This is a genomic window from Microcoleus sp. F4-D5 (assembly GCF_036704885.1).
GTDB lineage: Bacteria > Cyanobacteriota > Cyanobacteriia > Cyanobacteriales > Microcoleaceae > Microcoleus.
On sequence record NZ_JAUBSX010000008.1, the window covers coordinates 79,620 to 103,775 of the forward strand.

18 protein-coding genes are annotated in these 24,156 nt (G+C 46.7%); 6 read left to right on the top strand and 12 right to left on the bottom strand.

The genetic code is table 11. The annotated features are described in order from the left end of the window. Positions 1-21 precede the first annotated feature (21 nt). Positions 22-1,140, bottom strand: a complete 1,119-nt coding sequence (locus QUA80_RS06035; protein WP_333422349.1) for a T3SS effector HopA1 family protein — start codon at positions 1,138-1,140, stop codon at positions 22-24. A 42-nt stretch (positions 1,141-1,182) separates the two neighbouring features. Next, positions 1,183-2,328 carry a phosphotransferase gene (locus QUA80_RS06040; protein WP_333422351.1) on the bottom strand — a complete coding sequence of 382 codons (1,146 nt, stop codon included), beginning with the start codon at positions 2,326-2,328 and terminating at the stop codon, positions 1,183-1,185. 211 nt (positions 2,329-2,539) lie between these two features. On the opposite strand from QUA80_RS06040, the gene QUA80_RS06045 reads away from it, so the two are divergent. Continuing rightward, the gene (locus tag QUA80_RS06045) at positions 2,540-4,765 is read left to right on the top strand and encodes an NHLP family bacteriocin export ABC transporter peptidase/permease/ATPase subunit (protein WP_333422352.1); all 2,226 of its coding nucleotides are present in this window, start codon (positions 2,540-2,542) and stop codon (positions 4,763-4,765) included. 172 nt (positions 4,766-4,937) lie between these two features. Here the strand turns inward: QUA80_RS06045 and QUA80_RS06050 are convergent, their stop codons facing one another. From QUA80_RS06050 to QUA80_RS06075, 6 genes are all read right to left on the bottom strand, one after another. Next, a complete protein-coding gene (locus tag QUA80_RS06050) occupies positions 4,938-6,347 on the bottom strand; it encodes an NCS2 family permease (RefSeq protein ID WP_333422355.1) in 1,410 nt (469 codons plus the stop codon). A gap of 164 nt (positions 6,348-6,511) precedes the next feature. Further along, positions 6,512-6,904 carry a hypothetical protein gene (locus QUA80_RS06055; protein ID WP_333422357.1) on the bottom strand — a complete coding sequence of 131 codons (393 nt, stop codon included), beginning with the start codon at positions 6,902-6,904 and terminating at the stop codon, positions 6,512-6,514. A 353-nt stretch (positions 6,905-7,257) separates the two neighbouring features. Beyond that, a complete protein-coding gene (locus QUA80_RS06060) occupies positions 7,258-9,930 on the bottom strand; it encodes an NHLP bacteriocin export ABC transporter permease/ATPase subunit (RefSeq protein WP_333422359.1) in 2,673 nt (890 codons plus the stop codon). Positions 9,931-10,309: 379 nt separating this feature from the next. Continuing rightward, positions 10,310-12,466: a ShlB/FhaC/HecB family hemolysin secretion/activation protein gene (locus QUA80_RS06065; protein ID WP_333422361.1), complete on the bottom strand. Its 2,157-nt coding sequence runs from the start codon at positions 12,464-12,466 to the stop codon at positions 10,310-10,312. Between the two features lie 73 nt (positions 12,467-12,539). Next, on the bottom strand, positions 12,540-12,668 hold the full coding sequence (locus QUA80_RS06070; RefSeq protein ID WP_333422363.1) for a hypothetical protein: 129 nt from the start codon (positions 12,666-12,668) through the stop codon (positions 12,540-12,542). 101 nt (positions 12,669-12,769) lie between these two features. Continuing rightward, positions 12,770-13,639 carry a DUF928 domain-containing protein gene (locus QUA80_RS06075; protein WP_333422365.1) on the bottom strand — a complete coding sequence of 290 codons (870 nt, stop codon included), beginning with the start codon at positions 13,637-13,639 and terminating at the stop codon, positions 12,770-12,772. 422 nt (positions 13,640-14,061) lie between these two features. Between QUA80_RS06075 and QUA80_RS06080 the strand changes: the two genes are divergently transcribed. Further along, a complete protein-coding gene (locus tag QUA80_RS06080) occupies positions 14,062-15,753 on the top strand; it encodes a transglutaminase family protein (protein ID WP_333422453.1) in 1,692 nt (563 codons plus the stop codon). A gap of 108 nt (positions 15,754-15,861) precedes the next feature. Next, positions 15,862-16,002, top strand: a complete 141-nt coding sequence (locus QUA80_RS06085) for a hypothetical protein (protein WP_333422367.1) — start codon at positions 15,862-15,864, stop codon at positions 16,000-16,002. Positions 16,003-16,591: 589 nt separating this feature from the next. Here QUA80_RS06085 and QUA80_RS06090 read toward each other — a convergent pair. Together QUA80_RS06090 and QUA80_RS06095 are read right to left on the bottom strand one after the other, a co-directional pair. Next, positions 16,592-17,578: an aldo/keto reductase gene (locus tag QUA80_RS06090; protein ID WP_333422369.1), complete on the bottom strand. Its 987-nt coding sequence runs from the start codon at positions 17,576-17,578 to the stop codon at positions 16,592-16,594. A 344-nt stretch (positions 17,579-17,922) separates the two neighbouring features. Further along, positions 17,923-18,834, bottom strand: coding sequence for an alpha/beta fold hydrolase (locus QUA80_RS06095; protein ID WP_333422371.1), 912 nt, complete (start codon positions 18,832-18,834; stop codon positions 17,923-17,925). 697 nt (positions 18,835-19,531) lie between these two features. Here QUA80_RS06095 and QUA80_RS06100 point away from each other — a divergent pair. Then, positions 19,532-20,020 carry an anti-sigma regulatory factor gene (locus QUA80_RS06100; RefSeq protein ID WP_333422373.1) on the top strand — a complete coding sequence of 163 codons (489 nt, stop codon included), beginning with the start codon at positions 19,532-19,534 and terminating at the stop codon, positions 20,018-20,020. 249 nt (positions 20,021-20,269) lie between these two features. On the opposite strand, the gene QUA80_RS06105 is transcribed toward QUA80_RS06100, so the two are convergent. Continuing rightward, positions 20,270-20,545, bottom strand: coding sequence for a DUF6439 family protein (locus QUA80_RS06105; RefSeq protein ID WP_333231368.1), 276 nt, complete (start codon positions 20,543-20,545; stop codon positions 20,270-20,272). 123 nt (positions 20,546-20,668) lie between these two features. Here QUA80_RS06105 and QUA80_RS06110 point away from each other — a divergent pair, with 123 nt between their 5' ends. Next, on the top strand, positions 20,669-21,043 hold the full coding sequence (locus QUA80_RS06110) for a DUF2203 domain-containing protein (protein WP_333422375.1): 375 nt from the start codon (positions 20,669-20,671) through the stop codon (positions 21,041-21,043). Positions 21,044-21,174: 131 nt separating this feature from the next. Beyond that, positions 21,175-22,566 (top strand): asparagine--tRNA ligase, encoded by a 1,392-nt coding sequence (gene asnS, locus QUA80_RS06115; RefSeq protein ID WP_333422377.1) that lies wholly within the window; start codon positions 21,175-21,177, stop codon positions 22,564-22,566. Between the two features lie 80 nt (positions 22,567-22,646). On the opposite strand, the gene QUA80_RS06120 is transcribed toward asnS, so the two are convergent. Continuing rightward, positions 22,647-24,125 (bottom strand): pitrilysin family protein, encoded by a 1,479-nt coding sequence (locus QUA80_RS06120; RefSeq protein ID WP_333422379.1) that lies wholly within the window; start codon positions 24,123-24,125, stop codon positions 22,647-22,649. Between the last annotated feature and the right edge of the window lie 31 nt (positions 24,126-24,156).

Here is a 24,156-nt window from a genome sequence, read left to right on the forward strand (position 1 = left end):
TGCCATAAGAGCTAATCTTCATCAAAAATTCATATGCGTATATATATCCAGAGAATTAGCATTCAGGTAGGAACGCAGCAATTCAACGCCCAAAAGTGAGAATTGCTGGAGGATAGAGGTCATCCGCGCCTGCGGGGAGTCATCTATTGAGTGCCAAGCCTCCAGCAAACCATTGGCAAGTATTTGGCAGCGGTTCATCCCAAAGCTTTCTTGGTCGGCAAATTTGCTGTCTGGTTCCTCTGCTAAACCGACGCCTGGTGCCAGGAACTTGGTGAATAGGGGGACATCTGCGTTAAAGTGCGCTTTTGTTTCTGCATAAACACTCTCAAGAACCTGCCGGACGGCTTCATAGTGACTTTTCTCGAAATAGAGCACGCCTGAGTCGTAGCGCTGATAATCATCAGGATTGTATAGCGTCTTAAAATGAAAGGGAATCGAGATGTTGTTTAACTCGCGCGTCAGACTTCCCATCACCGCTACGGCACCTTCTGGGCTGAAATTGAAGTAAATTCGCACGATTTGTAATTCGCGGTCAGGATGACTCTCACTCCGCAGTCCGGCATTGCCAACTGCCACGTAGAACCCGTTCTGCACTAAATTACGAGGCATTCGGATCGCTACCAACTCACCGATAGCAGCGTTTTCGGCGAGTTGCAGATGCTTCTGGGGCTTAATGTGTAAAGTCAAACCGCCCTTATTCACAGCAAGAGTACCGTCATTTTCTTGCCTCACCACAGACCAACCTCGATCGAAATACCCAGTGCCCCCGTTGCAGGAGTGCAATTGTTCGTAAAATGCTATGTCTACTCCCAAGCGGGTGTTATTTTCTAAATCCTGGTGGAGTGCCAAACTATCTGAATCGGGGTCTGGTGCGAGAACTCTTCGCATAGAACCGTTGTAATAGATACCGTAGAGAAAACTTCGCAGTTGCAGGCTCAAATACTTATTCTGAATATCCGCAGGCATTCGCTGGAAGCGGACGACCACTTCATCTGGTAATTCCAAAGGTTTGTAATTTGGATGGCTGATACAGAAGCTGGAGTGGATTTGCACATTGTTAACAATGTCTTGCAAAGTATCCAGTAGCTGTTGTGAAGCAGAATTAGGTTGTTGAGTTTGAGAGAATTTTCCTAGTTGCATGATAGTTTCGTTGCGATTTAAACATCAAGAGCAGCAGCAGGTCTAAAATTGAGTTAGTTCTGTAGCTGCGGTTCCGAAAACAGTCGCCAAGGATTGTTGCGGACGACCTAACAAACTCTTGGCAACTTGCAGCATACAAATTCCATTATTGCCAAAGGATTTTTGGTACTGAATCATGGCTTGAATCTGTTGAATTAATGCCAATCCTGCAAATTGCACGACTCGCAGCAAGAAATCGGGGCGATGCTTTAAAATCTCCGGGAAGTGATTGAAATAAGCTTTTGTCAGAGCAGCAATGGAAGGTTGAAGCTGTTCCAGTGGGGTCATAGCCAGACGCAGAGATTCTTCAATAGTCAGAGACTTACTAATAACTAAGCTACTCAGCCAGATTTGCAGGTAGCTGGCAATGAGTGTTCCCAAATCAAAGGCAGGATCTCCCCAAGAAGAGCGTTCCCAATCAATCAGCCGCACGATGTTAGAACTTTCTTGTTCCCAATTGGTGTGGAGGAGAATGTTGTTGAGTTTGAGGTCGTTGTGGGTCAAGCAGCAGGGTTGAAAAACCTCGGCAAGTTCTCTCATTGCTTGCCCCAAGCTTTCGTATCGCTGATAGAGCTTAAAGAATTTCAGCCCATCTGCGGGAACTATACCAAAAATTTCCGGTCCGATCTCTTCTATACTGCGAATCCAGTAAGGGACGCGAGCAGGGCTGAGATTATCTGGTTTTGCCGAGAAGAATTCCTGATAGTTTTGGCGGTTGAAAGTGGCTCGATGGATGGTGGCGAGGATGGTGGCGATCGCTATAGCAATTTCACTGTTAAAATTATTGTATTTTTGGTAAAAATTCGCTAAATTATGATATTCATCTAAATATCTTTGGACAATAATAGAATTCTCCGCATCAAAATGCAGCACATCAGGCAAAAATAGGCATAGGTAATTTAGTTCTGAAAATTCCTGCAAGAAGTCTTTGACCCGCCACTCTCCTAAAAGCTCTCCTGCTGCTTGCCCCGAATGATTGTGCCGCTCTTGCTTAATTAATAGCTTGCGACTATCGGGGAAAGTCACTAATAAGTTAAAGTTTTTAGCGGCAACTAGCTCGATCTTAATTAGCGATCGTTCAAAATTATTGCCTAAGCTATGATCGACTAAATAATTTAAAACATTATGAGAATTTAACAGGAATGGCATAAGGAACTCTTTTTAAATATAAATTAATCTTTCGTTTGCGGTGGTTGTTTGCCAGAGAACGCAGCATCAACGAATTCTCACTGCATAAATCGTGTCTTCGTAATTTTATGGCAACACCTCACAGCCTCCACCGGAAATACGAACACTTTACCGTCCACCAAGAGTATATTTGCATAAGTGGGATACTCTTGGGTGGTGTTTTTTATTAATTATGCAATTTGTCTTGATTCGGAAAATTTTACAGCTAACTAAACCCAATCGCACTCGCACTCCTACACTACTGCAAATGGAAGCTGTAGAATGCGGTGCTGCTGCTTTGGGCATTATTCTAGGATATTACTCGCGCATTGTCCCGCTAGCGGAACTGCGGCGCGAGTGCGGCGTGTCGCGAGATGGTTCTAGTGCTTTTTATCTCGTCAAAGCAGCGCGGAACTATGGTTTAAATGCCAAAGGGTTTAAAGCGCAGTTGGAAAAACTGAAAAGCATTCCCTCACCCTACATTGTATTTTGGAATTTTAACCACTTTGTGGTAGTAGAGGGGTTCGGGAAAAAGTGCGTTTATCTGAACGACCCGGCTACCGGACGACGAACGGTTTCTTTGGAAGAGTTCGATCGCGCTTACACTGGGGTTATCCTGGTAATGGAACCAGGCCCTTCTTTTCAAAAGGGCGGTAAAAAAAGGAACACTATCGCGGCTTTAGTGTCGCGGTTGCGGCACTCTTGGGGTACCATTTTATTCTCGCTGTTCGCGGGGTTTTTGCTCACCGTTCCTCGCTTGGCAGTGTCTGCTTTTTCCCAAGTATTCGTGGATGAAATTTTGGTTTCCGAACGCCAAGATTGGATACAGCCTTTGGTGCTGGGAATGGTTCTCACGGCGCTACTCAGGGGTATTCTCGCTTCCCTGCGACTTACCTATTTGCGGAATTTGATGTTGAAGCTGTCGGTAACGATGTCGGGGCAGTTTGTCTGGCACATTTTGCGTTTGCCAGTTGGGTTTTACGCACAGCGGTTTGCGGGTGAAATTAGCAGTCGCGTGTCGCTAAATGACAAGGTTGCGGGGATACTTTCGGGTACTTTGGGTAAAACAATCATCGACACGGTGATGATGATTTTTTACTTTTTAATTATGCTGCAGTACGATCGCCTGCTGACAGGAATCGCCCTGGTTTTTGCCTCAATTAATTTCTTCGCCCTACAGTTGATGTTGCGGACGCGGGTGGATGCGAATCTCAAGCTGGCGCAGGAGTATGGTAAGGTGAACGGGGTGGCGATCGCAGGCATTCAAACGATCGAAACACTGAAAGCTTCTGGTCTGGAGTCCGACTCGTTTGCCAAGTTCGCCGGCTACTACGCCAAAGCGCTGAACGCACAGCAGGATTTAGGTTTACAATCTCAAGTTTTAACAATCCTACCCACGCTGCTGTCGGCCTTGATGACAGCCTCTATATTAACAGTCGGCGGCTTGAAGGTAATGGACGGGACGCTGAGTGTGGGGATGCTGGTTGCTTACCAAAGTTTAATGGCTGGTTTTTTTGGACCGATCGACAGTTTAATTAATTTTGGCAGTTTGTTGCAAGATTTGGAAGCCGATTTAAACAGACTGGATGATGTATTGCAAAATTCAGTGGACTCAGAGGTGGAAAGAGGGGGAGAAGCGGAAAAGGAAAAAGGGGGAACAACTTTTTCTCTTCACCAATCACCAATCACCTCTCGCTTGCAGGGTTATGTTGAATTGCAGAATATCACTTTTGGTTACAGTCGGGTAGAAAAGCCCTTGATTGAAAATTTTAGCTTGAGTTTGAAACCCGGTCAACGAGTGGCGGTTGTGGGGACTAGCGGTTCTGGTAAGTCTACCGTTGCTAAGCTAATTTGCGGTCTTTACCAACCTTGGTCGGGAGAGATTCTCTTTGATGGTACACCCAGAAAACAGATTTCGCGTTCTGTTTTAACTTCTGCTTTGGCAATGGTGGAACAGGATATCTTTCTGTTTGGTGGAACTGTGCGGGAAAATCTCACTTTGTGGGATTCGACTGTAGCGCCAGCGGATTTGATAAAGGCTTGTCAGGATGCAGCGATTCACGACACGATTCTATCATTGCCCGGAGGATACGAGGCGAAGCTGATTGAAGGGGGAATGAATTTGAGTGGGGGACAGCGCCAGCGATTGGAAATTGCCCGCGCTTTGGTGAGAAATCCGGCGGTGTTGGTGTTGGATGAGGCAACCAGTTCGCTGGATGCTCAAACTGAGTTGATGATAGACCGGAATTTGCGACGGCGCGGTTGTTCTTGTGTTGTGATTGCCCACCGACTCAGTACGATTCGGGATTGCGATGAAATTATTGTACTGGAGCAGGGTTTGGTTGTACAGCGGGGTACTCATGAGCAGTTGTGGGCCCAAGGGGGGAGTTATGTGCGTTTGCTTAGCAGCGAAGGATGATTTTTAGAAGCCCGACTTTTTAGAGAAGTCGGGCTTCTAGGGATAGAGTCTTAAGTGGGGTTGCTGAATACAGGTATGAATTCCAGATTTTCCAATTGCTATAAGCCCGCTTGAAGGTGAGTTTTGTAACATCAAGCGAAAAGTTGAGCCTTATTGATGTTAGCACTACCATTTAATTCCTTAGTACGAAGTGAAACACAGAGATAGCTGCTAAAAAATATGCAGTTTTATTAACTTGATGAGCCAGTCCTTGAGAAACTTTAATCAAAGGGTAAATAATGAAACCAATTGCCAATGCCTCTGCAATAGAGTAAGTAAGGGGCATAGTGAGAAGAATTAGGAATGCAGGAATTGCTTCTGCTGGATCTTTCCAGTTAATGTTTTGCACGCTACTCATCATCAAAAAACCCACCATAATTAATGCAGGTGCTGTAGCGAAAGCAGGCACTGCTGCAAATAAGGGAGTAAATAATACAGAAAGCAGAAACAGGGCTGCTACGATCGCAGATGTGAAACCACTCCGGCCCCCCTCTGATATGCCGGAGGCAGATTCCAGATAGGTCGCGCATGGAGAAGTGCCCATCAATGCCCCAAAAGTTGTGCCTGCAGCACCCGCCAACAAAGATTTAGTAGCGCGAGGCAATTCACCATTTTCGTTGATGTAACCAGCCTGTTGTCCCAAACCAGTAAGTGCGCCAATGGTGTCGAAAGAAGTTACAAATAAAAAGGTAAGTGTGATAGACACAAAATTCCAGATTTGCTTGGGTGTAAGGTAATTCAAACCTGTAAATGCTTGATTAATCAAGTCTTGCGGCCATTCAGGTAAGGCAATAATTTTTTCAGGAGAGGGAGCAATGCCTAGTATCCAACCTAACAGCGCTGTAGCGAAAATACCCCATAATATCGCTCCTTTAACATGACGTGCTACCAAAGTAGCGGTCAGCAATAAACCAAAAGCTGAGAGTAAAGTAGCTGGTTGCCTGAAGGAGCCAATAGTTGTTAAGGTCGCTTTACTAGCAACAATAATACCTGCTCCGAGAGTGGGAGGTTCAGGAACACCAGAAAGACCAATATAGGCGATGAACAAACCAATACCCGCTACCGTGGCGTGTTTGAGGGAAGCTGGAATCGCTTTAATAATTTGGACATGGATATTGCATAGAATCAACGAAGTGAAAATTAAGCTTGCGATGAGGACAGATGTTAGCGCCAACCGCCAATTCATCTGCAAGTCCAACACAACTGAGAAAGCAAAAAAAGCATTTAGACCCATTGCGGGAGCGAGGGCAAAGGGGTAATTAGCTAATAGTCCCATTAAAGCAGTTGCGATCGCCGAGGAAATGGCAGTGGTAGTCAGAAGCTGATTGAACAAATCACCAGGCTGATTGATAAATATAGCATTTGATAAGATTCTGGGATTCACGACCAAAATGTAAGCCATAGTCATAAACGTCGTGACACCTGCTAGAACCTCTGTTCGGTAAGTAGTACCATTATGTTTAAACCTAAAAAATTGAGGAACTGAGGTAGTTAAAATATATTTTGGCGTAAATATTTTCATAAAGTTCTTGGCAATATTCAATTTTTCGATTATTATGACTTACAAATTGACATAGTGCAAAATATGCGTACTTATATAAAGCAAAAAAATTAAGGACTGGAGTTAGTTTTTAACTCCAGTCCTTTTTGGTAGTTCAGAGAGTGTTAGGTATTATAATGCCGGAATGAAGTATTGCTATCCACACCCTATAAACTATTTCCAAGATCAGTTGCTGTGCCGTTTACGCCCTGTAAAAGTACCTCTCCAAAAGTACCCACATTACCGCTTACGAGTTGCCCAGCTCCAGAAACAGTATTTCCTGCGAATTGGATCGTCGCTGATGTTGGTGTACCCTGATTGCCAGAGTCTGAGATGGCTCCAGTAAGATTACTAGCAAGATCACCAACAATGCCGCCACCTACTACTGCCATTAAATCTGCATCATCCAATTCTTCAATAAGGTTAGATTGGAAACCAGCGATTTGAATGTTAGACATAAATTCTCCTTCAAGTTTTCTTGTGTTTGTTTTAATTGCGATCGAGCATTTTTTACTATTAGTAATTGTTGCATCATTACATCCTGCGTGAAATTTACCCATAGATATAAAAAAGTATCAATTTCAACAGTAATATTTATGTCTTTTGGCATAAATAGAGAACTCTTATTGCCGTGGTATGGGGATTTTAGCAGGGTAATCTGGTATGTCGATTGTGGCGATCGCGTGATTCGAGGAACCTCTTTCGCGTTTTGATACCTGGCACTCGCTGAGTGTCAGGAAACCAGGTTGCGCGATCGCTCAAAATTTTTCACCCCCAAGAGGGTTGACCAGCTATCAACTTACTTCCTCAGTAAGACTTGCTAGCTGGTTGTGGTTGAGGTTGACGACTTACCCAACTGACAGAGAAACAATAAAATTGCGATCGCATAATAAACTTCTGCCTTCTACCTTTTTCACTCCATTTGTCTCGCCACCAATTGTGCAAACAAACCCTCTTGCTGCACCAACTCCTCGAACTTCCCCACCTGCACCACCCGCCCCGCTTCAACAACATAAATCCGATCCGCATGGCGAATTGTACTCAATCGGTGGGCAATTACAATCCTCGTCGCCTTCAACTTATCCAAACTTTCAACCACAATCCCTTGCGTGCGGTTATCCAACGAACTCGTCGCCTCATCCATCACAATAATTTTCGGCTGATTCACCAGGGCCCTGGCAATCAACAACCGCTGCTTTTGCCCTCCCGAAAGATTGGTTCCCCCCTCACTAATCACCGTGTGCATCTTCATCGGCATTTGCTCAATATCTTCAGCAAAACCCGCCATCCGCGCCGCTTCCCAAGCTGTTTCGTGCGACACCAAGGCCCCAGCCGCGATATTCTCAAAAATCGAACCACTACCAATCCGACCGTTTTGCAGCACGACCCCCAACTGCCTTCGCACCGCCACCAAATCTAACTCCGCCAAATCTTTGCCATCGTAACAAACCCTTCCCGAATTCGGCGTTTCAAATCCCAACAACAACCGGACAATCGTTGACTTCCCACTTCCCGACGGCCCGACGATCGCCACAAATTCACCCGGTTGAGCGCGCAGAGTGATATCGTCGAGTACAGGCAATCCCTCATCCCGATAGCGAAAAGTCACCCCCTCCAAAGCCACCCCACTCTGCAACTGACCCGGATTTACTCTATGAAGTTCGTACTCCGGTTTCGTTTGCAAAATCGGCTTTGCCCGTTCCCACAGCGGCACAATTCCCAAAATATCAGTCACGGTACTGCTAATACTGCTTACAGCGCCGCTAAAAATCCCCAACGCCGAATTAAAAGCCAAAAACGTACCCGTCGTCAACCCGCTACCGTCATTAGCTTGGGCCATCTGAATCGACAGTACGCCAAACCAATACAAAAGTGCCGAACTCACCAAGGACAGCGACTCGTTGAACACGCCCATTCTATCTTGAAGGCGCTGCAAACCAGCTTCCAACTTCATGCGATCGCCGTACTTTTGGGCCCAAGCTGCAAACGCCCTGTCTTCCGCCTGCGCCACCCGCAGCTTAGCCACCCCATTAATGAGTTGTACCACCAACCCGCTAATCTCGCCATCCAATTCTTGCAGCCGTCGCAAATTGCGGATTACCAAAAAATTAACCGCAGACGTGACTGCGGTTGTCAGCAAAGCTATCCCCACCCCCACAAAAGCGAGTTGCCAACTGTAAACAAACATCAGCACCAAATTCAGCAAACCGAACACTCCACTCATCAAAGTGCGTAGCGTTCCCCCCGACAGTATCTTGCGAATTTGGTTCACTGACAAGGTGCGGTTGAGCAAGTCGCCGGAAGTATATTCCCGAAAAAAAGCCGGACTCAATCCCAGGAGTTTATCCCATATTGCCATTTGCAACGAACTATCAACGCTGTTCTCGACTCGCAGCGCCACAATCCCTTGAGACATCCCAAACGCTGACCTTCCCAAACCCAGCGCCAACAATGCCAGCGCTAATTGCCATAATAAATTGCGATCGGCATCTGGAATCGCACTATCCACCAAAATTCCCGTCGCCTGCGGCACCACCATCCCCAGCAGGGTAGCAATAATTCCCACCGCCATAATGCTGGCGATGTCTTTTTCATACCCCTTGAAGCCAAACTCTAACAAGGGCAGCACATTATTAATCACACTAGGTAACGGTCGGTAAAACTGGTAAGCTTCCGGTGCCAAAGTCGCCGCCACCGTCTCATTCACCCTCGTCTGAGTTTGAGTTACTCCATCGAACAAAACGTAACCGTTACCAACAACTAACAAAGCCACCGGATGCCCTGCAATTGTGCAAGCTAAAGCAGGGCCGTATTCTCTTCGCCACCAGCCATCCTCCAACACCACCATCCGAATCCGAAATTGGGAGGAACGCGCTATAGCCTCCACCGAATCTTTTAGAGATTTGAGTTCTTCCAACTGCGTCGGAGGACTAATCGTTATTCCCATCGCTTTTCCCACTGCACCCGCAGCAATTAACAAAGGAATTCCTTGCTGGAAGGATACCGTTTCTTGCTGCGGTTTGACCACACCCGCTAACTTAGACAGGGCTGAATTGACTGCGATTAGATTCAGTTCTTCTCTTTCTTGAAGTTGTCGAAAAGCCGCCTCTGTTTTCTGCAACTCCTGCCAGTTCAAATAATTAAATAAATCGGTATGTAAATCGGCTAAAATGTTTGGCAGTGAAGCAGCACTCTCGGAATTGATGAAGGATAATTCCTGCGAAGCGAACGCCGCTGTGTATTCCTGGCTGAATGTCTTCTTTAAACGGTTTACCCAACCATTCACTAACCCAATTGCTTTTTCTTCACCAACTGTTACCTGCGCGACCAAATCTGCTGTTTTAATTTGGTATAATTCTGTGGGTTCGATCGCCACGGCCAAAAGCCCCCATTCTTCTCCCAGCGCTGCACCAAATAAAGCTTCCCCCGCACCCACATCGAACAAATATTGGCGATCGCCGCTAACTAAACTATCCTTGACTTTAGTGGCAAACAATGCTAAAAGACCAGTTTTGATAATCCAGATATTTTGTCGATCGTCCAACAACAGCGGTTCATTTCCTTTGAGGCAGTAAAGGATATCCATTGGAGAAAGATTTACATTTTGACATTATAGAGCGATCGTATAGCAATCCTTGCGGGAGTCGTAAATTTTTTACCCCACCCCAGCCCTCCCCGAACTCGCGGGGAGGGAGTAAGAAATTCACAAATGATTTAGCATCGCTATAGTAGTCTCAAAAAAGATAAGTTGGCAGTAATAAAGTTTAAAAAAAGGCGTTGCATAATGGTGCTATGAATTGAGGTCAAGCTTTCAAATTCTAGGATGTCCCCATTCCTCAACGATCGATCGATCGCGCTATTGAGCAGCGCCATATTTTCTTCATCTCCCACTCCCCCCCTGTTCCCATATCTCCTCTGCCATAACAGACAATTTATATGCGTAGCAGAGCTGGCGATCGCTCATTTTAGGGCGTATAAATTATGTTGAAGTAAATGCCGTTATCTTGCAGATTGTCGCCTTTATCGCTAATCCTCACCAAAGGAAAAGCGTAATCTACGCGCAGGTTCACCCGCTGTATCGGTTCCCAGATTACCCCCAAACCCACACCTGCTAAAAATGTCTGATTGGTTAATTTATTAGGATTGTTCGCAACGTTCCATACCGTACCCGCATCCAAAAATGGAGCTAATTGTAGTTTGGGATTTCCCGAAGCATCGCGCTGCAAAGTAATCCGATCTTCGATGGAAACTCTGAGGCCGTTATCGCCAGAACGGACATTTTGGCGGTAGCCGCGCAAAGATTGCCCGCCGCCAATTACAAATTGCTGGGAAGGCAACAAACTATTAGCTGACAACTGCAAGTCTGCCTGCAAAATTAATAAATGTTTGTCATTCAATCGCTGTACTCGCTGCACTTGACCCAGCCAACTTAAAAATTGTCCGTCTGGATCGGAACCTTCGTTTTGAGTAGCATCAAACAAGCTAGTGCCGATCGTAAATTGCGATCGCAAGGCCCAAGCGCCCTGGGGGTCGCGCCGAATGTAGTCCTGTCCCAGCTTAATTGCACTCGTAGTGCTGACACCATTGGAGTCCGGCCCGATGCCAAAAGCATAGGGGTCGCCGGCGACAAAAGTTCTGCCTGTCTGATAAGTAAAACCGGCAGACAAGGCAAATTCTTCGATCGGGGTTCTCCGCAGCGGCTGGCGGTAACTAATTTCAAATAAATGCGATTTTCCCGAAATGTCAAAACTGTCAAAAGGTTCTTGTACGATACTGTTTCGGTTCGGTGCCGCCCTCAACTGCAAAGTGCCGTTCATCGCATTTAGCGGGATGCGGTAGCTGAAATCGAACACGTCTGAATCGCCAAGCGATCGATAATAAGCCGCTGCAAGTTCGTCGCCATTTCCTGTTATATTGCGGTGCCGCAGACTAACTCCCAATCTTTCGGAACCGACACTCGGAGGCGAATAATTGTCAAAGCTGAAAGTAGGTTGAAACGGATTAGCTTCCGAGACTCGGACTATCAGAATGCTCTCGCCTTCATTATCCCCAGCCCGCAGGCTGGCTTCTACATTGTCAAATAAAGGATCGACCCGCAACAGCCGCAGTTGGTCTTCTAAGGAAGCTGTGCTTAAAGGCATTCCGGCACCGAGTCGAATCCGGCTGCGGATGTAACTTGGATGCAATCTTTTAGTTCCTTCTACCTCAATTCGGGCTAGCTTGCCTTCGATAACTTGAATTTGGACTACCCCTGCGGTGATAGTTTGGGGCGGCAAGACTGCTCTCGAAGTGATGTAGCCACGATTGAGGTAAATTTCGGTAATTTTGTCGGCGATTTGTTTGAGTTGTTCTAGGGTGGCAGAACTGCCCTCTAACGGCTTGACTAAGGCATTAATTTCGTCTTGACTTAAAATTGTGCTGCCAACTACTTGAATTTTCTGCACCTCAATTGCTGTATTCGGCAGGGTTGGGGGAACTGGCGACGGAGGGCTAGGCGCTACTGTTGGCGGTAATTGGGGAGGTTCTGGCGAAGGCTGGGGGGCCGGTTGCAGAAATCGATCGCGATTTGGATCTGGCTGAGTCGGCGGTAACAGCGGATTTGGTACTCGACGATCGCGGTTTAAGTCGGGCGGGAGGTTTCCCGGTGGCGTCTGCGGGTTCTGGGCTAAAAAATTACAATCTAGCGGGTTCTGACATTGGGGATCGCTGTCAACCAGATTTTTTGATTCGGGCAAGATGCCAGCACCACAAGCAGTTTCATCGATTGTGGAACAGGCATCTTGCCTGTTCTCGGCGGGGTTCGATTGTGCTTCTGGTTCGGAGTCGGTCTCGATCCAATCGGGGAGTTGATTTAAATTTGTGGCAGTTTCATTTTGCTTGATTTCCAGTTTTTGCAGTGCTAATACTTCGTTGCCCGGATCTGCTGAGTTGTCAGCGGCGGCTGGCAACTGAGAAATATCGGCAGTTTGGGATATAGCTTTATTGGCATAAAAGCAAGCGATCGGGAGCCCAGTCAGAAGCGAAATCGCCAACCGAAATATTGCAATATTTGCACTCGGGCGCATAATTAATATTTTGTCTAAAATAAGTTGGTATGCTGCTTGACTCTGCCAGTTTATCATTTAGTATTGAGCGCAATTTAACAATAAAAATTTCCCCAGTCGGGCTTTCAAGAGGCAAGCGAGGCGGAACTGCTTACGAGTACAAAAATTTTAATTTATTGAGGACGATCGACCAAAAAACGCGGAACAGGCAAAAATCATCTGTAGCACTGTCAAATACGACAATCGAAACCGGGTTTTTGATACTTGCTCCAGAAGTCATACCATTTTAGATTTTAGATTTTTGATTTGGCAATGACTTATGGCGATCGGGGTTTGGGGCAGGGGGCTACGGTTGCATTCTTTTTTGAAACTGGTGTCGAATTATTTTCTTGTGATAGGTGTTAACTCACTGGTGACTAATGGTTCTTGGGCGATGTTGCCAAGTTCGACTGAGTTCAACACTTCTAACCACTTGAGCGCTAAACTGGCATCGCTGGGAGACTCTATACGCAATTGAGCTAGAGTTGCCAGGTACTCGTACCAGAGACCTTGTTCGGCGAATATGCTGAGTTTGGCGCGGCTGTCGGGCGATCGATCCAACTCTATTTTCACGGTTGGGGCGAGTGCAGTGCGGTTGATCCACCCGGAAACGAGAACATCATCTGTAGAGTTTTTTGGGTTGCATTTGATAGTAAAGTACCATTGATAGTTTTTTCCCACTTCCAGGGCTGGCGAGTTGCCGTCGGAGCCGAGGCTGACGCTAACGATACCTGCACGGCTAGTTACCATCCGAAAACTTTTTTTGTATAGTGTTTTGTCCCTTTCGTCTGCTAACTCAAACTGAACTGTTTTGTCGAGGGCTACGGGAAGGTAGTAAAAAAATGTCGGTTTTGCTGATATGGTTTGCCCCATAGTTGATTGGGGAATCAAGGCAGTTAAAGCAGTTGTGGCCGTGGGGCATTCTAAGCCGCGGGTTCCTCCCCCTTCCCGCCTTCCAGGTACTCCGTCCTCCGGCGGTTGAAAGTTATTCCATGCGGCTCTCAATTGCTGGCTGTTCGGTTTGTTTCCGCTTGATTCAGGGGGTTGAACTGTTTGCCAGTTGAGAGGTAGCTGGGGTCGTGAGGGGCGCTGGACGCTGTTTGCGGGGCTGTTGATAGCCTCTGCTGGTATTAAGAAACTACCGGTGGCAACTGCCTCTAAAGACAGAATTAAGGAAAAGGCACCGATGTTTAGAGCAGACTTCCAAGCCATGACCAACCTGCCTTCTGATGAACCGAAAAACTTTGTCGCACGATTTTATTCTACCCAAGGTTTTGGGGAATCCTGCAATCTGTTGTACTTAATTTATATCTTTAGGCAGATACGATTAGTTTGGCCGTTCCAATCGACATGGACTTCGCGGTCGCGTTTTTCAGTGGTAGCTTAGTGGTTATACTTAGTTGCATTCAGGGCCGCAAGTTAGGTTGAGCTTGTTAAACCCAACTTTGACCCAGACAAATATTCCGGGTTTTTTAGGTCTGACAAGAGGCTACAACGAGTCTTTTCTTAAAAATACCCGGTTGATGCGTCAGCCCTGGATATCAGGAACCTCGGCAATTTTGCTTGTGAACCTCAAGCGCTCGGCTACAACTTACACATCAGGTTTTCTGTACAATAGCGGCAAGAAATTTAACATGAATCTCGATTCACCTGTTCTCTCGGACAAACAACCTTCGGGGCTGCGGATGGTAAGACCCATAGGAGTCTTGGCACTGCACGGCATTGCTTTTTTAGGAAATAGATTGTTCGCTGTCGATCGCGCCGAAGGGCTGCTATTGGAGATCGATCGAGAAAGTGACAACACTACTGTTTTGAATCCTTATCAAACGGCTAAGTTTGCCGGCGCAACCGGGCTGGCTATTTCGGAAGATACTCTCTGGTTTGCGCGGGATGAGGATATTTGTTGCTGTCGGGGCGCAATTCGGGACGGGGCGATAACTGAACTCAAGCCGGAACATTTTGTTTCGCTTTCTTATCCTGCTGACGGGATTGCTGTGTGGCAATCTACGCTTTATGCGACTTGCCAAAGATTAAACTCGATTCTGGTTTTTGACCTGAAAACTGGTCGCGAAATTACTCGGTTTTACGCTCCGGGTATTGGGGTGGAAAATATCACAGTCCGGGATGAGGAAATTTGGGTGTGCGATAAGACTGAGCAAACTGTTTACTGTTTGGAACGGGGAACTGGGGAGATTAAATTTAGCGTTTTGACTCCCTTTGAATCGCCTTCTGGTTTGGCTTTTCACAAGGATGTGGAAACTGGGGAGGAGGTTCTGTACGTGGCTTATGCCGGGGATGAACTTTACATCCGGGACGATCCGAATTCAGAAGATCCTTTTCAGTTGACGAAGCGCGATCGCACTTTTATTCAGCCTTTGTCTTTTCACTACAATGAAGCTGACCGCTACGCTCTGTCAAACGGTTTTTTGATGGAAATGTCTTATGCGGAGGAACTGTCTCCTCTCGATGAGGTAGAAATCGAAAATTTGGAGTGGCGGATTGCTTTGCCTTCGGAAACTCACCGGCAAAAGGTAAGGAGTGTGACGCCGATCGGAATGCCTTTTACTGAGGAAATTCAGGAAGGGGAACGGGTGGCGGTGTTTAAGTTCGATCGGCTGCACCCTGGGGAACGCCGAATTTTTGGCTGGAAGGCTTTGTTAGAAGTTCGATCGATTAAGTATCACTTGTCGCCTCGGGATGTCGAAAAGATTCCCAAGCTGTCGCCGGAGTTTGCCGCTAAGTATTTGGTGGATAATGATAATTTGGCGATGGATACGGAGATCGTGCGATCGGCTGCTGTGGCTGCCATTGGCTCGGAAACTAATATTCTGAGGCAGTTACTGAGCATTCGCAATTTTGTTTACGACCAACTTTCTTACGGGATTAGGCCTCACATTGACACTCCCGATATTGTACTGCGCCGCGGCATCGGTTCTTGCGGCGAGTACGTGGGGTTGTTGTTGGCTTTGGCAAGGTTGAACCGGATTGCTTGCCGCACGATCGGGCGCTACAAGTGTCCGGCTTTTGCGGACAGAAAAGGGGTGTCGCTGGAGCCTGATTTCAATCACGTTTGGCTGGAATTTTACATTCCGGGTTTTGGCTGGGTGCCGATGGAATCTAATCCTGATGATATTCAAGACAGAGGCCCTTATCCTTTGCGATTTTTTATGGGTTTGGCTTGGTATCACGTAGAAATTGGCAAGGGAATTCGGTTTCAAAGTCTCACCAGCGGGGGTCTTCCTTTAAATAAGGAGGAGGTTTCCGTGGGGAGTCTGGCAATTAATCATGTGAGGTTTACAATTTTGGAAGATTTGCCAGCAGTTTGAATCGAGTGCTAACAGTTAACAGTTAACCGTCAACATTTTACAGTTAATTGTTAACATTTTTAATCTAAAATCGAAAGTAGAAAATGTAAAATCAGAGGAAGAGGCGTTGTGGAATTTTCGATTGCTAATGTTCTCGTTTTAGTGGCTTTTGTACTGCTGCTGATTGTGACTGGCGGGGTCGCTTATTTGACGGCGGCTGAGTGGCGCGATCGCAGGCGGTTAGATAAGGCTAAACGGAAAAAACAGTAGCTGTTTGCTGTTGACAAATTGCAAATTTTATGATAAAAAATAAGGCGACCCAACCAGGTCGTCTTATTTTTTGATTTGAGATATACCAGAAGGAAGAAGGAAAAAACAAGAAGCAACAATCGCAATGGTTTCAGCAATTTAAAATCTCCCGATCGACTTGGCGGTAGCTATACAGCATATTCCAAGTTTATGGAGTGTAGGGACACGGCACGGCGCCGTGTCCCTACGGGAATCGAACGATAGGCGGGTGTACTTCATAAACGTAGAATCTGCTGTATTTTCACCGCAGGTAAAAGCAAGTTGGGTAACATAAACGTTGTAGGTTTGTAGTGAGAACTTGACTCCTAGTAGTTTTATGAGGACTCAAGTCCTCACTACAAAACAATTGATTTGATTGCAGCCGTTCGAGCGCACATACAGCGTATTCCAGGTCGAGCGAGTAGGGACACGGCATTGCCGTCTCCCTACAGGGATCGAAGGATAGGCGACTGTACTTCACGAACGGGGAATCTGCTGTAAGATGATTCACGGGCGTCTCGCCCGCGCCACCATAAATACAAAGGAAAAAGGGGATTCTAGAGTTGGTATTTTAAGTCCACTCTCTGAAAAATGTATTTTCTTGCCAAGCGGCGGCGGTGCGTTTTTCAAGTGCTGCCATTTCTGTTGTGTTCAGGGGTTGGAATGCTTGGGCGACTTTGAAGTTTTCTTCTAATTGCTTTACTGAGTCGGCAGCGATGATGCAAGAGTGCACGCCGGGAAGTGAAAGCGTGTAGCCCATTGCTTGGTGCATTCCATCTAAAACACCGTTTTGAAATAATTTGCCGTAAGCTGGTATTTTCATGGCTATGACGCCGATGTTTTTGGCTTTGGCGACTGGTAAAGCGCTGGTAACAAAGGAGCGCGGATGGTGTTTTTCGGCGGCGTTGAGGCAGATTAATGTGGTGTCAAAAGGATAGCGCTGCAAGCCTGCGGCAATGATGGCTGGTTCGTGGTGTCCGGTGATGCCGGAAAAACGAATTATTTTTTGCTGTTTGGCTTCTTCGATCGCCTTTATTGCTCCTTTGGCACTGAAAATTTGGTCTAATTCTGTTTGGAATGAGACGTGGTGGAGTTGCCACAAGTCTAGCCGATCGGTTTTCAATCTTTTGAGCGATCGCTCTAAATCTCTCCACGCGCCGTCTCTGTCTCTGGCGGCAGTTTTTGTGGCTAAGAATAGGCCCGATCGATATTTTGGCAAAACTTTGCCTAAGTTTTCTTCGCTGGGCCCGTAGTCGGCTGCCGTGTCAAAATAACGAATGCCTAGTTCGATCGCGCGTTCAATTTGCGCCACCGCTTCTGCCTCTTTTCCCTGCTGCGACAGCGGTGTTTGTCCGGCCCCACCCAAACCGAAAATCGGCACTTTCACGCCGGTGTTGCCTAACAGTCGTTCTGGCATTTTTACTGTGGCGGCCGCCTGGTTATTGGGTGCGGCTGCGATTTCCCGATCCTGCTGTTCGAGTGCCTTAGCACCTGCAATACCGCTGGCAACAGCTATACTGCTCAATATAAAATTGCGGCGAGTCTTTTTGCGGGTCATTGTTTCTGTCTCCTCAGAATATGTGAGTTGAGATTAACCAGAAAGTTAAATTAAGTCATCAGTCATCAGTAGCACCTGCAATACCGCTGGCAACAGCTATACTGCTCAATATAAAATTGCGGCGAGTCTTTTTGCGGGTCATTGTTTCTGTCTCCTCAGAATATGTGAGTTGAGATTAACCAGAAAGTTAAATTAAGTCATCAGTCATCAGTCATTAGTCATTAGTCATTAGTCATTGGTTATTGCTTATTGCTTATTTGTCCTATTTTTCTTGTTAGTTGTTCGTTCTAATAACCAGCAACCAATAACCAGTAACCCATGCCCCATGCCCCATGCCCCATGCCCTATGCCCTATGCCCTATGCCCTTATCAATTATCCATGCGCGAATCAGTTCGTTTATCTGTTCTGGTACTTCGTCGTGGGGACAGTGACCGGCTTTAATAAAGTGTTCTGTCAACTGCGGATAGTGTTTGCGAAATTTAGCGCTTCTTTCTGTAGAATTCATCCACGGGTCAGCTTCTCCCCACAGCATTAGCAATGGGCTGGTTAATTGACTCAGCAATACGTCAATTTTTTCGCCTTGAGGTGTTCGGAATACGGAAGCGAATACTTTGGAGGCACCGGGATCGCAGGAGGGAAGGTAAATTTCTTCTACTAATTGGTCTGTGACGGCGCTTTGGTCGAGATAAACTTTTTCCAGGGTTTTCCGAATTGTCGATCGCTGGCGCACGTACTGGAACAGCAGAAAACTTGCCCAATCTTGCTGAAATAAGGTTTTAACTACCGCAGATATGGCTTTTTGCAAAGGCGGGGCTTCGGGTGCGGGCTGCGGTTCGCTGAAGGGGCCGGCGCTGTTGATCAATATGAGTCCGGCGGCTGATTCGGGGCGCCCGGCTGCTACACACAAGGCGGCGTAGCCTCCGAGGGAGTTGCCGGCTAGAACGGCGGGCCGGCCGATGATGTTGGTGATAAAGTCGTGGAGTTGGTCGCGCCAGAGGTCGCCGCTGTACTGCAATTCGGGTTTTGCCGATCGCCCGAATCCGATCAGGTCGATCGCCCACACTTCAAAGTCTTTGCTCAGGCCGCTGATATTTTTGCGCCAGTGGTCTGTGGAAGCGCCAAAACCGTGAATTAACAGCAGGGGAGGGCGTTCTGGATGCCGGTCGCTGGATCTAACGTAGTATACTGAATGCCCCCGCCACTGCCAGTAAGTGCCGGCTATGGGGGCTGTGGTGATGGCTGGGGTTGTTTGCATGATGTAAAGAAATAATTATTTACTTTAACTATTGTATCGCGACGTTCAGATTTATAAAGAGTCGCAAACGCGCCGGGGTTCGTGTAGCAAAGCATTCGTCAGTTTGGGCGAGTTGGGTTCTCGCGGACGATCTCACTCAGACACAATAAGTTTTGTAACGAATATTGATTTTGTGAGGGTCGCACCAATAGGAGATATTTTGCCCGATCGCATTTGGGAAAGATATCGGGTTTTTGCTGCAACACACCTAGGTATGATAATTTTGCTGTGCGCTGGCAAGAACAAGTTTTGGGGCAATCGGCGCCAACCAGGGGCTGCCAGGCCAGAACTCCGTTTGCCAGGGTCAAGGGATCGGCTTGTTTATAGATATTTGCAAGCTTTTCAAGGTGGGGATCGTTTGATACGCAGCAGTTGACGGCTTCAAAGAGGCAGCGAGCCCAAGCATTGCTAGTTGGCAAAAGCCGACATCAAACATCGGGCTGCAGGCAGAAGTTATAAGTAAAATTACTGATGGTTCTAGACGGAAGTTTCTGAGAATCGCAGAATATTTTGTGACGTGCTTTGCTGTTCTTAACTGCTTGGATACTCTAAGATAGAAATAGAGCTGCGCCGCTCAATTAATTAGCATTTTGAATACTAGGGAGCCAACTATGCAGGGTGTGAACTTTATCCACCTGAAAGTTAGGGAGTTTTCTGAGTGATTGCTATTTCAGCCCGTCCGGTCGGACGCAATTGGATTACGATTAGCTTCGCTTCTACCCTATACCTTTGTCCTATTTTGGATCTGCTCCTAGCAGAGCTTCCGGATCGCTGGCAAGCGGAATTGCGGTTGGGGCTTCAAGAAGCTTTGGTAAATGCTGCTAAGCATGGAAACAAGTTAGACCCAGCTAAAACTGTTGGAGTCCGTTTTTCGGTCGTCCAAAACCAATATTGGTGGGTGATATCGGATGAAGGTTCTGGCTTTAATGCCCCTTGCAATTGCAACCTTTATACCGATGATTGCGACAGTCTCTTAGCAGACGATGTTGCAGATGAATCTGCACTCCCCCATGTTGAACAAGAATGTGGTAGAGGTTTGTTTATTCTTTACCAAATATTCGATCGCGTAGAGTGGAATTCTGAAGGTACAGAGTTACGGCTGTGCAAAGAAATTCCCAGTCGCTCCCGGCTGCCTCGCTTGCGCTAGCACCTATATTTGGTAGCAGTTTTCACCTCAGCTAGACCTGCAAATTTTTTCGTTTCCGGGCCCAACCTTGGACTGAGAATTTGAAAGACCTGGCTATTGATAGCTGATCGTAATGCAAAATGTGAGTTTTGAGATCGAAAATTATAAATCTTTTGATCTCACAATCGCGCTGCTCGATCGAGCGGCGCGATTGTCTAAATTTTGAGCGACTAATCAAGTCCAAAGTCAAGACTCAACGCTCAAAATAAATTATTTGCCGTGGGTGGGACAGGGAGGAGCCGATATCGATCGATCCAGCCATCCTGCTGCTTGTTGTAAGCGCGGGAGAGCCTCTTCCGGCTGTTTTTTGAGCAAAAAGACCAGAGCGGCCGCGGCTTGCTCGCAAGCCCGCGCGGAACGGTTGGCTTTGAGGCGGTGCCAATCTTTTTCGTGGATGGCGAGGCGCGCGGCTAGAGCTTGGGCTAGTTCTACCGTGCTCAGCTCGTTGAGGTTGACAGTTTGGGTTGTTTGTGTAGTTTCAAGCATAGGTGGCAATTATAGGGATTTGGCTGCCGTTTCTAACTTTAACAAATAATATACTGGACATAATATTACAACTAATCATAGCGAATCGGTTTTTTTAAATTATTGTCAGGTTTGCAGATCGAAATGCCTCAACAGCCATCAGAGTTAAATCGAGAGACACCGGAAGATGATGAAAGCGAGTTTGTTCAAGCCCTCGCAGCAGTGGAGCGATCGCTCGCGGCAGTCAAAGAACGGTACACTCAAATTCAGGTCGATCGACAGCGCCAAGTCGAACTCGGCCATCGGCGCGAAGAAATCCGCCAGTCTAAACGCCAAAATCCCTTGCCCCAACTCAAAAAAGAATTGCGGGAAATTGAGCAAGAATTGGAAACTATCGAATTAAATTTAGAAAGCAGCCTGTTTTCTTGGGGAAGCATAAAACAACCTTTTTGGCAAGCAGTTCGCTTTGGGGGACTCGGCATTTTGATCGGTTGGATTTTGAAATCCTATACAGGTTGAACTATGTTGAGATTTATGATTTTTTTAATGAACCGCAGAAATTCACAGGCGGGACGCCTGTTCCACAGAGAACGCTGAGTCAGAGAAAAGAGAGAAATATGGTGCAAAATATTAAATAAACAGGAGTGAATATGACAAATCAACGAATAGCAGCAATTTTGCGCGCAGGTGAACCCGACGAAACTGTAACTGTTCAAGGCTGGGTTCGTACCAAACGCGAATTGAAAGAATTTGCCTTTGTCGAAGTCAACGATGGTTCGGCGATGGCTAACTTGCAAGTAGTCATAAATTCCGATTTGCCAGACTTTGAAAATCTACTGAAACAACTGAATACAGGTGCATCTCTAGAAGTGTCGGGAGTGTTGGTAGCATCTCCGGCGAAGGGACAGCGAATTGAGTTGAAAGCCTCACAAGTGCAAGTTTACGGCGATGCAGACCCGCAAACTTATCCGCTGCAAAAAAAGCGCCATTCCTTTGAATTCTTGCGGACAATCGCGCATTTGCGGCCGCGCACAAACACCCACGGTGCCGTCTTTAGAGTCCGCAATGCTTGTTCGGCGGCGGTACACCAATTTTTTCAAGAACGCGGTTTTTTGTGGGTTCACACTCCGATTATTGCTGCTAGCGACTGCGAAGGTGCGGGGGAAATGTTCGGCGTTACCAACTTTGATTTAAAGAACGTGCCGCGCACTGATTCGCAAGAGGTTGATTATACTAAAGACTTTTTTGGAAAGCGCGCCTATTTAACAGTTAGCGGCCAGTTGGAAGCGGAAGTTATGGCGATGGCTTTCAGCAATGTTTACACTTTTGGCCCTACTTTCAGAGCGGAAAATTCTAATACTTCGCGGCATTTAGCTGAGTTCTGGATGATTGAACCGGAGATGGCTTTCTGCGATTTGCAGGGAGATATGGATTTGGGTGAGGCGTTTTTAAAATACATTTTTAAATACGTTTTGGAGCATTGCCCGGAAGATATGGAGTTTTTCAACGAGCGCATTGACAAAACAGTTTTGGCTACGGCTGAAAATATCATTAACAATCAATTCGAGCGGATTACTTATACCGAGGCGATCGCACTTTTGGAAAAAGCCGACAAAAAGTTTGATTTTCCGGTAAGTTGGGGCTTGGATTTGCAGTCGGAACACGAGCGTTATTTGGCTGAGGATTTGTTTAAAAAGCCGACTATTGTCAGCGATTATCCCGTCGGAATTAAAGCATTTTATATGCGTTTAAACGAGGACGAAAAAACGGTGCGAGCAATGGATGTTTTGGCTCCTAATATTGGGGAAATTATCGGCGGTTCGCAGCGGGAAGAAAGGCTGGATGTGTTGGAGCGGCGCATGGAAGCCCAGGGTATGAATAAGGAGGAATTGTGGTGGTATTTGGATTTGCGCCGCTACGGTACTGTGCCTCACGCTGGGTTTGGTTTGGGATTTGAACGGCTGGTGCAGTTTATGACGGGAATGGGGAATATTAGGGATGTGATTCCGTTTCCGAGAGCACCTTTGAGCATTGATTTTTAGTTGAGGATTGTGCGACAAAGAGGAGGGACACGGCATTGCCGTGTCCTTACCCGGATCGGCGACTCATAATCACAAATAAATTAAGTCGCCGAGGGAATTGTGATATCAACAGATTGCACTTTGACCGAAGTTCCCAAACTCGATAACGGCGGTTGAATTGCCGCCGTATTTCCCACTACTAATGTTACCAAATTATCCGGTTTCAAGTAGGTCTTGGCTACGCGCTGCACGTCGGCAATTGTTGCTGCTTCGATGCTGCGGCGGTGGCGAAAAATGAAATCTTCGGGATAACCGTAGTATTCGTAGCGCATTAATCGCGACAAAGTTTGACTTGGATTTTCAAATTTAAAGATGAAAGAATTGAGTGTGGAATCTTTAGCAAAAGCTAATTCTGCCGGGGTAATTGGTTCGGTGCGGATACGATCGATCTCGGCGCGAATTGCCTGGATAAACGGTACTGTTGCATCCGATCGCGTTTGGCCTCCTGCGACAAACACCCCCGGATAGTCATATCTCGGACTCCAAGCGGCGTATACTGAATAAGCTAAGCCTTGGCGCGATCGCACATTATTAAACAAACGGCCGCCAAAACCGTTGAGAACCCCGTTCATTACGTCCAAAGCACCGTAATCTGGACTGCTGAGCATTCCGCCCAAATGTCCCAGTTGCACGTAACTTTGACTTAATTGCGGCTGATTGACTAAAAATATGCCGCCCCCATTTGCTGGCGATACCGTTGGTAGCGCAGGCACTTCTGCACTTTGACTCGGTTGCCAGTTGCCAAATTTTTGCTCGACGAGCGATCGCATTTTAGCTGTATCAAAATCGCCGGAAATACCCAAAATCATATTCTTGGGATGGAAATATTTCTGGTAGAAACTCACCACATCGTCGCGGGAAATATTGGCGAGGGTTTTGTATTCTACCGTGCGCGCGTAAGGACTGCGATCGCCGTAAATTAACTTGTCAAACTCGCGGCCGGTAATGTCGTTAGGATCGTCATTGCGGCGGGCGATCGCACCTTGAGTTTGCTTCTTCGCTAAATCTAACTTTTCCTGAGCAAATATTGGCTCCCTAATCACTTCCGCAAATAAATCAAACACGGGTTCCACATCTTCAGCTAAAGCACTAAAATTAGCGGTACCAGAAGTAACATCAATCCCCGTTTCTACCGAAGCTGCTCGCTGTTCTAGCAACTGATTTAGTTCATCAGCCGTATGTCGGCTAGTGCCGCCAGTTCGCATCACTTCTCCCGTCAAACCTCCCAATCCAACTTTATCGGCAGGTTCAAAACGATCGCCCGTCCGAAATAGCGCCGTTCCATCGACTAAAGGGAGTTCCCGATCTTCCATCAGATACACCCGGATGCCATTTTTCAGCTCGAAACGAGTGTATTTAGGCAGTTTAATTTCTGACAGCGGGGGAAATGTTAATTCGTCGTAGTGTTTTGGTGCCGCAAAGGAAGGTAACAAATTAAACGTGCCAAGTGAAACAGTAAAAAAGCAAAGCGACAGCAGAAATAACTTTACTTTTTTCAGTCTCAATTTAGTCATTTTCATTCTTTCTCCTAAGTTTTTTATTGTGACATAG

Excerpts from the sequence above, each read along its gene's own strand:
- QUA80_RS06095 (WP_333422371.1), bottom strand. The coding sequence starts at position 18,834 with ATGCAAACAACCCCAGCCATCACCACAGCCCCCATAGCCGGCACTTAC.
- QUA80_RS06055 (WP_333422357.1), bottom strand. The coding sequence starts at position 6,904 with ATGGGTAAATTTCACGCAGGATGTAATGATGCAACAATTACTAATAGT.
- QUA80_RS06120 (WP_333422379.1), bottom strand. The coding sequence starts at position 24,125 with ATGAAAATGACTAAATTGAGACTGAAAAAAGTAAAGTTATTTCTGCTG.
- QUA80_RS06105 (WP_333231368.1), bottom strand. The coding sequence starts at position 20,545 with ATGCTTGAAACTACACAAACAACCCAAACTGTCAACCTCAACGAGCTG.
- QUA80_RS06060 (WP_333422359.1), bottom strand. The coding sequence starts at position 9,930 with ATGGATATCCTTTACTGCCTCAAAGGAAATGAACCGCTGTTGTTGGAC.
- QUA80_RS06090 (WP_333422369.1), bottom strand. The coding sequence starts at position 17,578 with ATGACCCGCAAAAAGACTCGCCGCAATTTTATATTGAGCAGTATAGCT.
- QUA80_RS06040 (WP_333422351.1), bottom strand. The coding sequence starts at position 2,328 with ATGCCATTCCTGTTAAATTCTCATAATGTTTTAAATTATTTAGTCGAT.
- asnS (WP_333422377.1), top strand. The coding sequence starts at position 21,175 with ATGACAAATCAACGAATAGCAGCAATTTTGCGCGCAGGTGAACCCGAC.
- QUA80_RS06035 (WP_333422349.1), bottom strand. The coding sequence starts at position 1,140 with ATGCAACTAGGAAAATTCTCTCAAACTCAACAACCTAATTCTGCTTCA.
- QUA80_RS06110 (WP_333422375.1), top strand. The coding sequence starts at position 20,669 with ATGCCTCAACAGCCATCAGAGTTAAATCGAGAGACACCGGAAGATGAT.
- QUA80_RS06045 (WP_333422352.1), top strand. The coding sequence starts at position 2,540 with ATGCAATTTGTCTTGATTCGGAAAATTTTACAGCTAACTAAACCCAAT.
- QUA80_RS06065 (WP_333422361.1), bottom strand. The coding sequence starts at position 12,466 with ATGATAAACTGGCAGAGTCAAGCAGCATACCAACTTATTTTAGACAAA.
- QUA80_RS06070 (WP_333422363.1), bottom strand. The coding sequence starts at position 12,668 with ATGACTTCTGGAGCAAGTATCAAAAACCCGGTTTCGATTGTCGTATTT.
- QUA80_RS06075 (WP_333422365.1), bottom strand. The coding sequence starts at position 13,639 with ATGGCTTGGAAGTCTGCTCTAAACATCGGTGCCTTTTCCTTAATTCTG.
- QUA80_RS06080 (WP_333422453.1), top strand. The coding sequence starts at position 14,062 with ATGAATCTCGATTCACCTGTTCTCTCGGACAAACAACCTTCGGGGCTG.